The 12,990-nt window shown below is 68.6% G+C and carries 15 protein-coding genes; 8 read left to right on the forward strand and 7 right to left on the reverse strand.

What is annotated here, in order from left to right:
- Positions 1 to 5 precede the first annotated feature (5 nt).
- Together BKN51_RS36900 and BKN51_RS36905 are read right to left on the reverse strand one after the other, a co-directional pair.
- Positions 6 to 722, reverse strand: a complete 717-nt coding sequence (locus BKN51_RS36900; protein WP_101613679.1) for an ABC transporter permease — start codon at positions 720 to 722, stop codon at positions 6 to 8.
- A complete protein-coding gene (locus BKN51_RS36905) occupies positions 719 to 1,402 on the reverse strand; it encodes an ABC transporter permease (protein ID WP_168214636.1) in 684 nt (227 codons plus the stop codon). Before BKN51_RS36905 ends, BKN51_RS36900 begins: the two co-directional genes overlap by 4 nt.
- A gap of 175 nt (positions 1,403 to 1,577) precedes the next feature.
- Here BKN51_RS36905 and BKN51_RS36910 point away from each other — a divergent pair, with 175 nt between their 5' ends.
- The 3 genes from BKN51_RS36910 (at position 1,578) to BKN51_RS36920 (ending at position 4,169) form a co-directional block, all read left to right on the forward strand.
- Positions 1,578 to 2,474, forward strand: coding sequence for an ABC transporter substrate-binding protein (locus BKN51_RS36910; RefSeq protein WP_174720577.1), 897 nt, complete (start codon positions 1,578 to 1,580; stop codon positions 2,472 to 2,474).
- Between the two features lie 157 nt (positions 2,475 to 2,631).
- Entirely contained in the window at positions 2,632 to 3,066 is a 435-nt protein-coding gene (locus BKN51_RS36915; protein ID WP_101611989.1) for an SRPBCC family protein, read from the forward strand.
- 104 nt (positions 3,067 to 3,170) lie between these two features.
- Positions 3,171 to 4,169, forward strand: a complete 999-nt coding sequence (locus tag BKN51_RS36920) for an NADP-dependent oxidoreductase (protein WP_101611990.1) — start codon at positions 3,171 to 3,173, stop codon at positions 4,167 to 4,169.
- A 69-nt stretch (positions 4,170 to 4,238) separates the two neighbouring features.
- Here BKN51_RS36920 and BKN51_RS36925 read toward each other — a convergent pair whose 3' ends face one another.
- The 5 genes from BKN51_RS36925 to BKN51_RS36945 form a co-directional block, all read right to left on the reverse strand.
- Entirely contained in the window at positions 4,239 to 4,868 is a 630-nt protein-coding gene (locus BKN51_RS36925; protein ID WP_101611991.1) for a pyridoxamine 5'-phosphate oxidase family protein, read from the reverse strand.
- A gap of 15 nt (positions 4,869 to 4,883) precedes the next feature.
- Positions 4,884 to 5,768 (reverse strand): formyltetrahydrofolate deformylase, encoded by an 885-nt coding sequence (gene purU, locus BKN51_RS36930; protein ID WP_174720501.1) that lies wholly within the window; start codon positions 5,766 to 5,768, stop codon positions 4,884 to 4,886.
- Complete coding sequence (locus BKN51_RS36935; protein WP_101611993.1) at positions 5,746 to 6,405, reverse strand: DedA family protein; 660 nt, start codon at positions 6,403 to 6,405, stop codon at positions 5,746 to 5,748. Before BKN51_RS36935 ends, purU begins: the two co-directional genes overlap by 23 nt.
- Before the next feature lie 63 nt (positions 6,406 to 6,468).
- Entirely contained in the window at positions 6,469 to 7,266 is a 798-nt protein-coding gene (locus BKN51_RS36940) for an SAM-dependent methyltransferase (protein WP_101611994.1), read from the reverse strand.
- Positions 7,248 to 7,745, reverse strand: a complete 498-nt coding sequence (locus BKN51_RS36945; protein WP_101611995.1) for a DUF2505 domain-containing protein — start codon at positions 7,743 to 7,745, stop codon at positions 7,248 to 7,250. The genes BKN51_RS36940 and BKN51_RS36945 overlap by 19 nt, the downstream gene beginning before the upstream one ends.
- A 26-nt stretch (positions 7,746 to 7,771) precedes the next feature.
- Between BKN51_RS36945 and BKN51_RS36950 the strand changes: the two genes are divergently transcribed.
- The 5 genes from BKN51_RS36950 to BKN51_RS36970 all read left to right on the forward strand — a co-directional run bounded on the left by BKN51_RS36950 (position 7,772) and on the right by BKN51_RS36970 (position 12,950).
- Complete coding sequence (locus BKN51_RS36950; protein ID WP_101611996.1) at positions 7,772 to 8,836, forward strand: UDP-N-acetylmuramate dehydrogenase; 1,065 nt, start codon at positions 7,772 to 7,774, stop codon at positions 8,834 to 8,836.
- Positions 8,837 to 9,006: 170 nt separating this feature from the next.
- Positions 9,007 to 10,185 (forward strand): L,D-transpeptidase, encoded by a 1,179-nt coding sequence (locus tag BKN51_RS36955; protein WP_101611997.1) that lies wholly within the window; start codon positions 9,007 to 9,009, stop codon positions 10,183 to 10,185.
- Positions 10,186 to 10,299: 114 nt separating this feature from the next.
- Entirely contained in the window at positions 10,300 to 11,112 is an 813-nt protein-coding gene (locus tag BKN51_RS36960; RefSeq protein WP_101611998.1) for an alpha/beta fold hydrolase, read from the forward strand.
- Positions 11,113 to 11,133: 21 nt separating this feature from the next.
- A complete protein-coding gene (mshA, locus tag BKN51_RS36965; RefSeq protein WP_168214474.1) occupies positions 11,134 to 12,438 on the forward strand; it encodes a D-inositol-3-phosphate glycosyltransferase in 1,305 nt (434 codons plus the stop codon).
- A complete protein-coding gene (locus BKN51_RS36970; protein ID WP_101611999.1) occupies positions 12,435 to 12,950 on the forward strand; it encodes a YbjN domain-containing protein in 516 nt (171 codons plus the stop codon). Before mshA ends, BKN51_RS36970 begins: the two co-directional genes overlap by 4 nt.
- Positions 12,951 to 12,990: the final 40 nt, after the last annotated feature.

The following is a 12,990-nucleotide window of genomic DNA, read 5'->3' on the forward strand; positions in this document are numbered from 1 at the left end:
GGGGATCAGGCTTGGGCCTCCGCGCGGGACTGGATCGCCAGCCCGCGCGGAGTCACCACCCGGGTGATGAGCGCGAAAACGCCCTCGCACACCAAAGCCAGTACGACGACGGCGATGCCGCCCGCCAGGATCTCGCCGTGTCCCGGATCCCCGAGCGCGAAACCGTCCACAATGTACCGTCCGAGCCCGCCGCCGTCGTTGACGATCGCGCCGATCGCGACGGTCGCGACCAGCTGCAGGAACGCGACGCGGGCACCCGCGAGGATGACCGGCGACGCGAGCGGCAACTCCAGGCGCAGCATGATCTGCCACTCGCGGTAGCCGGTTCCGCGCGCGGCGTCGACGGTTTCCTGCTCCAGCTGGATGACGCCCGCGTAGGTGTTGGTGAACAACGGCGGCAGCGCCAGGGCCACCAGCGCGAGCATCAACGGCCAGAACGTCGTGTCGACTCCGAGCCGGGAAGCCAGGAACCAGAACAGGATCACCAGCCCGAAGCTGGGGATCGCGCGGCCGATGTTCACCGCGCTCGTCGCGAGGAACTGCGCGCGGCGGTAGTGCGCGAGCCACAACGCGGGCGGGATCGTCAGCACGGCCGAGATCACCAGTGCCAGCAACGAGAACTGAAGGTGCTCGACCGTCCGGTACGGCACGCCCGCGGAGTCGGTCCAGCTCCAGCGGTTCGGTTCGCCGAACCACTCGATGGTCTGGTCGATGATGCTCATCGCGACGCCTTCCGAGACCACGGCGCGAGCGCGCGCCCGCCGACCCACAGCAGGAGATCCACCACCACGGCCAGCACCACGGAAAGCCCGACACCGACGATGATCGACGTCGGGTTCGGGGTCGCGGTCTGGATCCCGGCGCGGATGAAGTACCCGAGCCCGCCCTTGCCGAGCATGGAAGTCACCGTCACGAGCCCGATCGTGGTCACCGCCGCGACGCGCAGGCCCGCGATCACCACCGGCAGCGCGAGCGGCAGCTCGACCTGCCACAGCAACCGGGAACGCGTGAAACCCATGCCCAGCGCGGCTTCGCGGACTTCCTTGGGCACCTGTTCGACGCCGGTGACGATATTGCGGATGAGGATCAGCAACGTGTACGTCGCCAACGGGATGACCGCGGTCGTGAAGGACGTCAGGCCGGTGAAGGGCACCAGGACGGCGAAGGCGCCGAGACTCGGGATGACGTAGAGCGAACCGGCCGCGCTCAGCGCGACGACGTAGAACCACCGGCGACGCAGCGAAACCACGGAAACACCGATGGACACCACGAGTCCGATGGCGAGCGCCGCCGCGGTCAGCGTGACGTGCTCGCCGAGCCGATCGAGGATCTCGTCGAAATGACGGTCCACCCACCGCCACTCGAACAGCGGCCGCCCGCCCTGGGCGGGTACCGGGAACACGGAGGAGGCTCGCACCGGCCGACTCTACCCCGATCGGGCGTACTGATTCCGCTCTCTGGGAGCACACGGGGCGGAGCTCTCAAAATGTGGATTCTGTCGTGACCCGGAGATACTGTCCATTCCTCTGTTCGAGTCATAGGAGTGTGTGCACGTGCGCTGGACACGGAATGTTCGAGTGGGCGCGGTGCTCGCCGCCGCCGTCCTCGGTATGACCGCCTGCGGGGGTGGCGAAGACGCGGCGGCCCCGGCCGCGCAGAGCAAGGGCGGGGCGCCGATCGTCGTCGCCTCCTTCAACTTCACCGACAGCCTGATCCTCGCCGAGCTGTACGCGAACGCGCTGGAGGCCAAGGGCTACCCGATCACCCGCAAGCTGAACCTCGGTTCGCGCGAGCTGATCTACCCGGCGCTGAAGTCCGGCGAACTGCAGTTCATCCCGGAGTACCAGGGCGCCGCCATCACCACCGGCTTCGGCAAGGACGCCGCGAAGGACGCGGCGGGCGAGCACGAACAGCTCAAGAAGCTGTTCGAGGCCGACGGCATCGGCCTGCTGGACTACTCGCCGGCGGAGGACAAGAACACCTACATCGTGAAGGCCGATCTCGCCAAGGAGAAGGGCCTCGCGAAGATCAGCGACCTGTCCAAGGTCGACAACGTCATCGTCGCGGGCGGCCCGGAGTGCGAGAAGCGGCTTCCCTGCTTCAAGGGCTTCACGGACGTCTACAAGCTGAAGGCCACCTTCCAGACCGTGCAGGAGGCAGGCCCGCGCGTCGAGCAGCTGCGGTCCGGCAAGGTCACCGTCATCCCGGTCGACTCGGTGAGCCCGCTCGTCGGCGACCCGCAGTTCGTGGCGCTTGAGGACGACCTCGCCATCGTGCCGACCGAGAACGTCGTGCCCGCGGTGAACAAGAAGGTCCTCGACGAGCGTGGCGCCGACTTCGCGGCCGCCGTCAACGCCGTCAGCAAGGCCCTCGACACCGTGCAGCTGCGTGAGCTGAACAAGCGCGTCGACTCGGACGGCGAGAAGCCGGGCGACGTCGCGAAGGACTGGCTGAAGGAGAAGTCCCTCATCTAGCCCCTGCGCGCGCTATGAAAGGCCCGTTACTTGCAAATTTTGCAAGTAACGGGCCTTTCATAGCGTTCGGGGGAGGACGGAGGGGGCGCTCGTTCCCCCTGCGGGTAGCGGTGGAATCGTGGACGCTGTCGTTGCAACACGGGTGAAAGGGAGTGGGATGGGAAAGGTCACGGCCATCGCGGAGCGCACCATCGAAGCGCCGGCGGACAAGGTCAGGACGCTCGTCGCGGACTACACGGAAACCCGGCCGAAGCTGCTGACGGAGCACTACCGCGACTACGAGGTCACCGAGGGCGGCGTCGGCGCGGGCACGAAGGCGAGCTGGAAGCTGCAGGCGACGTCGAAGCGCGTGCGTGACGTCGCCGCGACGGTGACCGAGCCGTCCGAAGGCACCATCGTCGAGACCGACGCGAACTCGAGCATGGTCACCACCTGGACCGTCCGCGAGGTGCCGGAGGGCAGCCTCGTCCGGATCGAGACGACCTGGGACGGCGCGGGCGGCATCGGAGGCTTCTTCGAGAAGACCTTCGCGCCCGGTGGCCTCAAGCGGATCTACGAAGGTGTTCTCGGCAAACTCGCCGAGGCCGTGTAGTACTCGCCACAATCGGAATGGTCGCCCCGGTTAGCCCGTTGTACCCGTCGTGAATACGGGGCGATCGCCCCGCTTGTGGTTCGCAACAGACTTGGAGTTACCTCGTGAACGCAACCGAGATCCGGCTCGCCTCCCGTCCGCACGGTGTCCCGACGCTCGAGAACTTCGAAATCGCGGACGTCGAGATCCCGACGCCGGGTGAGGGCCAGATCCTGGTCCGCAACCAGGTCCTGAGCGTGGACCCGTACATGCGCGGCCGGATGAGCGACGCGAAGTCCTACGCCGAGCCGTACGAGGTCGGCAAGGTCATGCACGGCGGCGCCGTCGGCGAGGTGCTCGAGTCCACCGTGGACGACTTCAAGCCCGGCGACATCGTGCTGCACGGCCTCGGCTGGCGTTCCCACGCCGTCGTCGCCGCGAAGCACGCGGTGAAGGTCGACCCCGAGGCCGCGCCGATCACGGCGTACCTCGGCGTCCTCGGCATGACCGGGCTCACCGCGTACGCCGGACTGCTCGACGTCGCGGAGTTCAAAGAGGGCGACACCGTCTTCGTGTCCGGCGCGGCCGGTGCGGTCGGTTCCGTCGTCGGCCAGCTGGCGAAGCTGAAGGGCGCGAAGCGCGTCATCGGCAGCGCCGGCACGGACGACAAGGTCAAGTGGCTGACCGACGAGCTGGGCTTCGACGCGGCGTTCAACTACAAGGACGCCCCGGTCATCGAGCAGCTGCGCGCGGCGGCGCCCGAGGGCATCGACGTGTACTTCGACAACGTCGGCGGCGAGCACCTCGAAGCGGCCATCGACTCGATCAACCTGCACGGCCGGATGGCGATCTGCGGGATGATCTCGGTCTACAACAACACCGAACCCGCCGCGGCGCCGCGCAACCTCGCGTCGATCATCGCGAAGCGGTTCACCATGCGCGGCATGCTGGTGGGCGACCACTTCGCGCTGCAGCCGCAGTTCGTCAAGGAGGTCGCGCCGCTCGTCGCCTCCGGCGAGCTCAAGTACTCCGAGACCATTGTGGACGGTATCCGCAACGCGCCGCAGGCCTTCCTGGACCTGCTGGGCGGCGCGAACACCGGCAAGATGCTGGTCCGCGTCTGACCCCTCACGCGCGTGCAATGAAAGTCCCCTTCATCGCAAATTTTGCAATGAAGGGGACTTTCATTGCACTCAGTACTGCGTCGTGAGGGCACCTTCGGTCAAAGCGGCGTCGAGCTGCTCCGCCGAGATGTCCAGCTTCATCTGGTCGCGGAACATCCGGCCGGCGCTCGGGATGCCGGAGCGGTCCGGCCAGGTCTCCGGCTTCCACAGCGAGGACCGCAGGAACGCCTTGGCGCAGTGCAGGTACAGCTCCTGGACCTCGACCATGATCGCCAGCTGCGGCCGCTTCCCCTTGACCACGAGATCGTCGAAGAACGGCGCGTCCGCGACCAGTTTCGCGCGGCCGTTGATCCGCAGCGTCTCGTTCATCCCCGGCACCAGGAACAGCAGCCCCGCGTGCGGGTTCTCGAGGATGTTGGTCTGGCTGTCCAGCAGCTTGTTGCCGGGCCGGTCGGCCAGTACCAGCGTCTTGTCGTCGAGCACCAGCACCGAACCGGCCGGGTCGCCGCGCGGGGAGACGTCACAGGTCCCGTCGGACGAGGCCGTCGCCAGCAGGTGGAACGGCGAGTGCTCGATCACCGTGCGCGCGTGTTCGTCGACGAAGGAGAGGATCTTTCCCTTGGTCGTCTCTTTCGGATGGCCCAGGTGCTCGCGCAGCGCTTCCCGCGTCTCGATCACCTTGATCTCTGAGGTCCCCATGACCTCAGTGAACCATCAGAAGACGACGGTTCGGTTACCGTGCACCAGAACACGGCCCTCGAGATGCCACCGCAGCCCGCGCGCCAAGGTCACCTTTTCGATGTCGCGGCCCTTGCGGACCATGTCCTCGACCGAGTCGCCGTGGTCGACGCGGATGACGTCCTGGTCGACGATCGGGCCCGCGTCGAGGTCGGCGGTGACGTAGTGACAGGTCGCGCCGATGAGCTTCACCCCGCGCGCGTGGGCCTGGTGGTACGGCCGCGCGCCGACGAACGACGGCAGGAAGCTGTGGTGGATGTTGAGCGCCCGCCCGGCCCACGCCTCGCACAGTTCCGGGGGCAGGACCTGCATGAACCGGGCGAGCACGACGGCGTGCGGGTCGTGCTCGTCGACCAGTTTCCGCACCTCGGCGAACGCGGGCGCCTTGGCGGTGGCGTCACCGGCGGGGAACGGGACGTGGTGGAACGGGATGCCGTGGGCGCGGGTGATGTCGCCGAGCGACTCGTGGTTGCCGATGACCGCGGCGACGTCGACGTCCAGTTCCCCCGAGGCGACGCGGCCGAGGAGGTCGTAGAGGCAGTGCCCGGCCTTGGAGACGAGGATCACGGCGCGACGGCGCTCACCCGTGTCGCTGACCTGCCAGCTCGACTCGGCGGAAAGCGACTCGGCGACTTCGGCGAAGCGCGTGCGGAGTTCGGTGGCGTCGAACGGGAGCGAGTCGGCGCGGACGACCTGGCGGGTGAAGAACCAGCCGGTGTCCGGGTCCGTGTGGTACGCCGCTTCGACGATCCAGCCGCCGTGCTCGGCGAGGAAACCCGAGATGCGGGCGATGATGCCGGTGCGGTCAGGGCAGCCGAAGGAGATCACATAGCGGCGTTCAGGGTTCGACACACACGCCATTGTCGCCGGTCTCGGCCGCGGCACGGCGCCGGGTCAGGATGCGGACGCGGACCCGCCGCCCGATCTCGATCGCCGCGACCAGCACCAACCCGAGTGCGAAGGACAGCAGAAGGCCCTTCTCCGGCTCGTCCGTGAAGGCCGCTCCGCCGACGAGACCGATCAGGACGCTGTACACCGCCCAGACGCTCGCGCCGAGGGCGTCGAGCGAGACGAACTTGCCCGGCGGGTAGCCGAGACTCCCGTTCGCGAGTCCGCTCGCGACACGGCCGCCGGGCAGGTAGCGGGCGGCGAGGATGAGCAGGACGGCGTTGCGCCGCACCTGGATTTTCGCCCATTCGTAGCGCCGGATCCCGTCCGGACCGCGTTGCAGACGGGCCAGCGCTCGCGGGCCCGCGGCGGCGCCGATGGTGTAGCCGAGGCAGTCGCCCGCCCACGCCCCGAGCGCGGCGACCAGCGCGAGCAGCGCCAGCTGTGGCAGGTCCGGGCCGATCAGGACGGCGACGGTGATGACCGTCGTCTCACTCGGCATGAACGGCAGGAGCGCGTCCAACCCGGACACGAGGAACACGATCACCCACAGCCAGGGTGATCCCAGCGAGCCCCGCAGCAGCTCGGTGACGTACTCCAGCAGTTCCACGGTTCCATGGTGATCACCGCAGGTCGCGTAGGGGTGACGGAGTGGGGTTGTACCGATGAATTCCTAGTCGGGCGCCACGGACGACCACGGCACGGTGAGCTCGCCGAGCCGCCACGTCGACGGCCGGTTCAGCACCGGCCAGCCCCGCGCGGTGAGCAGGTGGACGGTATGCGCCCAGCGGGCCCGGACGCCGAAGTTCTGGTGCGGCGCCGCCGTCGCCCAGCAGGTGTCCAAGGTGGACAGTAGTTCGTGGACACGTTCGCCGGGGACGTTGCGGTGGATGAGACTTTTCGGCAATCGCTCGGCCACTGTGGACGGACGTTCCAGGCTGGCGAGGTGGACCGAAAGGGTCAGCGTGCGAGGCCCGTCGTGCCCGACGGCCACCCAGGTGCTCAGCCGTCCGATCTCGTCGCAGGTGCCTTCGACCAGGAGCCCCTCCGGCGCCATCGCGTCCAGCATCAGCGACCAGGCCCCGGTGACCTCGGCCTCGTCGTACTGCCGCAGCACGTTGAACGCGCGCACCAGCACCGGGCGGGTCCCGGCGAGTTCGAAGCCGCCGCGCCGGAAGTCCAGCCACGGCCTGTCGACGGCGGATTGCGCGACGGCGACTCGTTCGGCGTCCAGTTCCAGACCGAGCACGCGGACGTCACGCCGGACCGAGCGCAGCCGGCGCGCCATCTCGACCGTGGTCACCGGTGAGGCGCCGTAGCCGAGGTCGACCACGAGCGGCTCGTCCGCGCGGCGCAGCAGCCGCGTCACGGCCGGGTCGCGCGCGAGCCACCGGTCCACCCGCCGGAGCCGGTTGGGGTTGGTCGTCCCGCGTGTCGGTGCCCCGACCGGCTTCAGCGCTCGGCCAGCCACTTCGCGACGAATTCCGCCTCGCGTTCCAGCAGTTTGGTGACCTGTTCGGCGATCACGTTCTCCAGTTTCCCGCCGACGAACGGGATCCGCACCTTGACCTCGCCGCTGTTGACCAGGGTCGTCTGCTCACCTTCGCCGGTCAGCGAGGTCTTCGCGGTGATCTCGCCGGGCACGCCCTGCACGGACGCCGTCGCGGTGCCGGTGTAGCCGTCTCCGGAGGACTTCCAGATCTGCTCGCGCTCGACGACGAGGTCGCCCCGGTGCAGCGTCCGCACGGCGGAGGGGAGCTTGTCCGAGCTGATGCCCTGACGCAGCTTGTAGCGCACGCCGTCCCCGGCCGGGACGTACTCCAGCAGCTCCGCGTTGTCGCCGCCGATCTGCTCCAGCCTGGCCCGCAGCGCCTCTTCGCTCGCCACCGCTTCCCACGCGCTCGCGAGGTCGGCGGAGAAGGCTGTGCGGTGCTCGATACGGGAGGCCATGGCGCCAGACAGTACCGTTCACGGGCGTGAGCACTGCCGAAACTCCCACCCAGCACGCCGTCCTCGCCGACCACACCACGCTGCGGCTCGGCGGCCCGGCGCGGCGCTACGCCGAGGCGACGACCGCGCAGGCCCTGGTCGACGCGGTCCGCGAGGCCGACGAAGCGGGCGAGCCGGTCCTGCTGCTCGGCGGCGGCTCGAACCTCGTCGTCGCCGACGACGGCTTCGAGGGCACGTTGCTGAAGGTCGGCAACACCGGCTGGACGCGTGACGGGGATCTCGTCGAGGTCGCGGCGGGCCAGAACTGGGACGGTTTCGTCGAGGGCCTGGTCGCCGACGGCGTCGGCGGGCTCGAATGTCTCTCCGGCATCCCCGGTTCGGTCGGCGCGACCCCGATCCAGAACGTCGGCGCGTACGGCTGCGAGGTGGCCGAGTCCCTGGTCTCTGTCGACCTCTACGACCGGGCGACTCGCGAGACCCGCACGCTGACCGCGGAGGAACTCGGCTTCGGCTACCGCACGTCGATCCTGAAGGGGACCGATGCGGGCGTCGTGCTCACAGTGCGCTTCAAGGTCACCGAAGACGGCCTCTCGGCCCCGATCCGCTACGCCGAACTCGCCCGCACGCTCGGCGTCGAGATCGGTGACCGGGTCTCGGCGGACAAAGCACGCGAAGCGGTCCTCGGACTGCGTCGCGGCAAGGGCATGGTCCTGGACGCGGACGATTACGACACGTGGAGCGCGGGCTCGTTCTTCACCAACCCGATCATCGGGGAGGCACAGGTCACGAAGGTGCTGACGGGGATCGTGAACGTCGTCGGCGAGGACGTGCGCGTGCCCCAGTACCCGGCGCCTGGCGGCACGAAGCTGTCCGCGGCCTGGCTGATCGAGCGCGCAGGGTTCGCGAAGGGGCACGAAGGGCCGGGCGGCCGGGTGTCGCTGTCGACGAAGCACACGCTGGCGCTCACCAACCGGGGTAAGGCGTCGACAGCGGATCTCCTCGCCCTGGCCCGCGAAGTGCGCGACGGCGTCGAGGCTCGCTTCGGCGTCTCGCTGCACCCAGAGCCCCTGCTCATCAACTGCTCGCTCTAGCCCTCTCCCGCAACTAGAGGACGAATTGCGGGTGGTGAACAACCCCGGGCCGGTCCCGTGCGTCTATCCCCTTGAGGGGCGAGGGTGAGTTCCATCGCCGCGGGTAACGTCGGAGAGGTCCTCAGCGCTGAGCGGGTAGAAGCTCGCGGGGGGCCAATGGGAGGTACACGGTGATCGAACGGCGCACGGTGTTCAAGGCCGCGCTCGCCGCGGGTGCGGCCATGGTGGCCGCTGCCTGCTCCAGCGAATCGGGCGGCAACGCCAAGCCGGAAGGCAGTGGTGGCGAAGGGGAGAACTCCGCGCCGCCGGTGGCCAAGATCACCGCCGAGCCCGCCGCCGACGCCAAGGACGCGTCCGTGGTCACGCCGGTCGTGGTGAAGGTCGCCGACGGCAAGCTGACCGAGGTCAAGGTCACCGGGGATTCCGGCAAAGACGTCAAGGGTGAGCTTTCGCCCGACGGTCTCACCTGGACGGCTTCCGAGGTCCTCGGCTACGGCAAGACGTACACCTACGCCGCGAAGGCGACCGGCAGCGACAACAAGCCCGCCGAGTTCAAGGGCACCTTCACCACGGTCAAGCCCGCCAAGGAGGTTCGCGCCACACTGAACCCGGCCGACGACGCCGAGGTCGGCGTCGCGATGCCGATCAGCGTGAAGTTCGCGTCCCCGGTCAAGGACAAGGCCACCGTCGAGAAGGCGCTCAAGGTGACGACCGACAAGGACGTCGAGGGCTCCTGGGGCTGGCTGTCGGACGTGCAGGTCGACTGGCGGCCGAAGGAGTACTGGCCCGCGAACATCACGGTCAACGTCGAGGCGAAGCTCTACGGCGTCGCGCTCGGCGGCGGCGCGTACGGCAAGGCCGACGTCACCACCAAGTTCAAGATCGGCCGCAACCAGGTGGTCAAGGTCAACACCCCGGACCACTCGATGAAGGTCTACCGCGGCGGGGCGGAGTCGGCGAGCTACCCCTGCTCGAACGGGCTCGACGGCGACGTCCAGCGGAACACCCCCAACGGCACGTTCATCGTGATGACGAAGGAGCCGACGGCCCGCTTCGACAACGCGCGCTACGGCTACACCAACGTCAACAAGAAGTGGGCCTGCCGGATCTCGAACAACGGCGAGTACATCCACGAGAACCAGGACAACGCGTCGAACATCGGCAAGGCCAACACCTCGCACGGCTGCGTGAACCTGCTCGAGGCGGACGCGAAGAAGTACTTCGACTCGGCGATGATCGGCGACCCGGTCGAGATCACCGGTTCGAAACTGGCCAGCCCGATGAAATCGGACGTCAAGAACTGGTTCTACGACTGGAAGTCCTGGAAGGCCCTGTCAGCTGTCAAGTAGCAGGTGAGCGGGGGCGCCGGTGGTCGGTCGGTGCCGGTGGTCGTGAGTGGCGATTCGGGTTCTAACCCGAATCGCCACTCACGACCACCCCGGCCGACCTCATAAAGTGCGGGCATGAAGACCGAGGTAGTCGGCTACGGCGGGACCCGCATCGGCTTGTGGGTCGAAGGCGCCGAGAACACCCGTCCGATCGTGTTCGTGCACGGCTGGGCCCAGTCCGCCAAGGCCTGGGCGCCCCAGATGGCCGATCCCGCGCTTTCCGAGCGGTTTCGCCTGGTCGCGATGGATCTACGCGGCCACGGGGACTCCGAGGTCCCTTCCGCGGGCTACGACGATCCGCGGGTCTGGGCCGAGGATCTCGCCTCCGTGCTCGACTTCGCCGGTGACGACGCGATCGTCGTCGGCTGGTCCTACGGCGGGCTGGTCATCACCGACTACCTCCGGGTACACGGCTCCGCGCGGCTCAAGGGCGTCGTTTTTGTGGGCGCTATCACAGAAATCGGCAAGAACCGGCCGGGCGGCAAGGTCGGGCCTGCGATGCGCGAGGCGATTCCGGCGGTGCTGTCGGACGATCCCGCGGTCGCGATTCCCGCGTTGGTGCAGTTCAGCGCGCGGATGACCGCCTCGCCGGTGTCCGGGACGCTCACTCAATCTCTGCTCGGCGCCTGCCTTTCGACGCCGCCTTCGGTGCGTTCCGCGCTGTTCCGGCGTGACGCCGGGAGCGAGGATGTTCTTCGCGATCTGGACAAACCGGCACTGATCGTCCATGGTCTCGCGGACGCTGTGATCGATCCGACTTGCGCGGAATACGCGGCCGGGAAGATTCAGGGTGCCGTCATGCGTTGGTTACCTGAGGTGGGGCATCTGCCGTTCGCCGAAGCAGCGGATGAGTTCGGTGATCTGCTGCGCGGGTTCGCCGATCAGTAGGACTTCAGGAGTGTTGACCAGGTGACGATCCCTCTGCACGGGTTCGATGCCGCGCCCAGGCGCGTCGCGGTGCTGTCGTTGCACACCTCTCCGCTGGAACAGCCGGGTACCGGCGACGCCGGCGGGATGAACGTCTACGTGAGCCAGACGGCCACCGAGATGGCCCGCAGGGGCGTCGAGGTCGAGGTGTTCACCCGGGCGACGTCCTCGGACCAGCCTCCGGTCGCCGAACTGGCGCCCGGCGTGCTGGTGCGGCACATCCCGGCCGGGCCGTTCGAGCCGCTGGGACGCCACGAGCTGCCGGCGCAGCTGTGCGCGTTCACCGCCGGGGTGCTGCGGGCCGAGGCGTTCCACGAGCCGGGCTACTACGACCTCATCCATTCGCACTACTGGCTCTCCGGCCAGGCGGGCTGGCTCGCCCGCGATCGCTGGGGCGTGCCGCTGGTGCACACCGCGCACACCCTGGCGAAGGTCAAGAACGCGGCGCTGGCCGAGGGGGACACCCCCGAACCGCGCACCCGCGTGATCGGCGAGGAACAGGTCGTCACCGAGGCGGACTGCCTCGTCGCGAACACCCGCGTCGAGGCTCGTGAGCTGATCGAGCTGTACGACGCCGACCCGCACGCCGTGCACGCCATCCCCCCGGGCGTCGACCTCGACCGCTTCACGCCGGGTTCGCGGCAAGCCGCGCGCCGGGCGCTCGGCCTGCCGCAGGACGCGATCGTGCTGGCGTTCGCGGGACGGATCCAGCCGTTGAAGGCGCCGGACGTCCTCCTGCTGGCCGCGGCCGAAATGCTGCGCGAGCGGCCGGAGCTGGCGTCGCGGCTGGTCGTGCTGATCGTCGGCGGCCCGTCCGGGACCGGGCTGGAGCAGCCGCAGGCCCTGCGTGAGCTGGCCGTCTCCCTCGGCATCGAGGAGCAGACCCGGTTCATGCCGCCGCAGCCGGGCCGGTCGCTGGTCAACGTCTACCGTGCGGCCGACATCGTCGCCGTGCCGAGTTACAACGAGTCGTTCGGGCTGGTCGCGCTCGAGGCGCAGGCCTGCGGGACGCCGGTGATCGCGGCGGAGGTCGGCGGTCTGCCGGTCGCGGTCCCGCACGGGGTTTCCGGGCTGCTGGTGCCTTCGCACGATCCGAAGGACTGGGCGGCCGCGCTCGCCAACGTCGCGCTGCGGCCGGGGTGGCGTGCCGAACTCTCGGCCAACGCCGTCGTCCACGCGCAGCGCTTTTCCTGGCGCCGTACGACGGACCGGCTGCTGGACACGTACGCTCAGGCGACCGGCGCGTTCCGGCGTGCCCTCGAACAGCGCGCGGAGGTGGCGGTTTGACGCTCGACGAGACTCTACGGTCCTCTTTGGACAGTGCGGGCCTGGAGTACGACAGGCGCGGCGAGGGAAAGTACTTCGTCACGTTGCCCGGCACCAAGAAACTGCAGACGAACTGCTGGCTGGTCGCCGGGGACCACGCGTTCGCCGTCGAGGCCTTCGTCTGCCGCCGTCCCGATGAGTCCCATGAGGACGTTTACCGCTTCCTGTTGCGCCGCAACGCGAAACTCTACGGCGTGCACTACACCGTCGACGCGATCGGCGACATCTACCTGGTCGGCAAGTTCGGCCTGGACACGGTGACCGAGTCCGAATTGGACAAGATCCTCGGGCAGGTGCTGGAGGCCGCCGACGGCGACTTCAACACGCTGCTGGAACTCGGGTTCGCCGAATCGATCAGGCGAGAATGGGACTGGCGCGTCTCGCGCGGCGAGTCGCTCGCGAACCTGGAGGCGTTCAAGCACCTCATCGAGCCCGCGAACGGGCACGAACCCGGAGCCTTGACCGACTCGTGACCCGAACGGTGCAACGGGTCTGAACCCGGCTCCGTCTCTC

This window comes from Amycolatopsis sp. BJA-103, assembly GCF_002849735.1.
In the GTDB taxonomy this organism is placed as follows: Bacteria; Actinomycetota; Actinomycetes; order Mycobacteriales; family Pseudonocardiaceae; genus Amycolatopsis.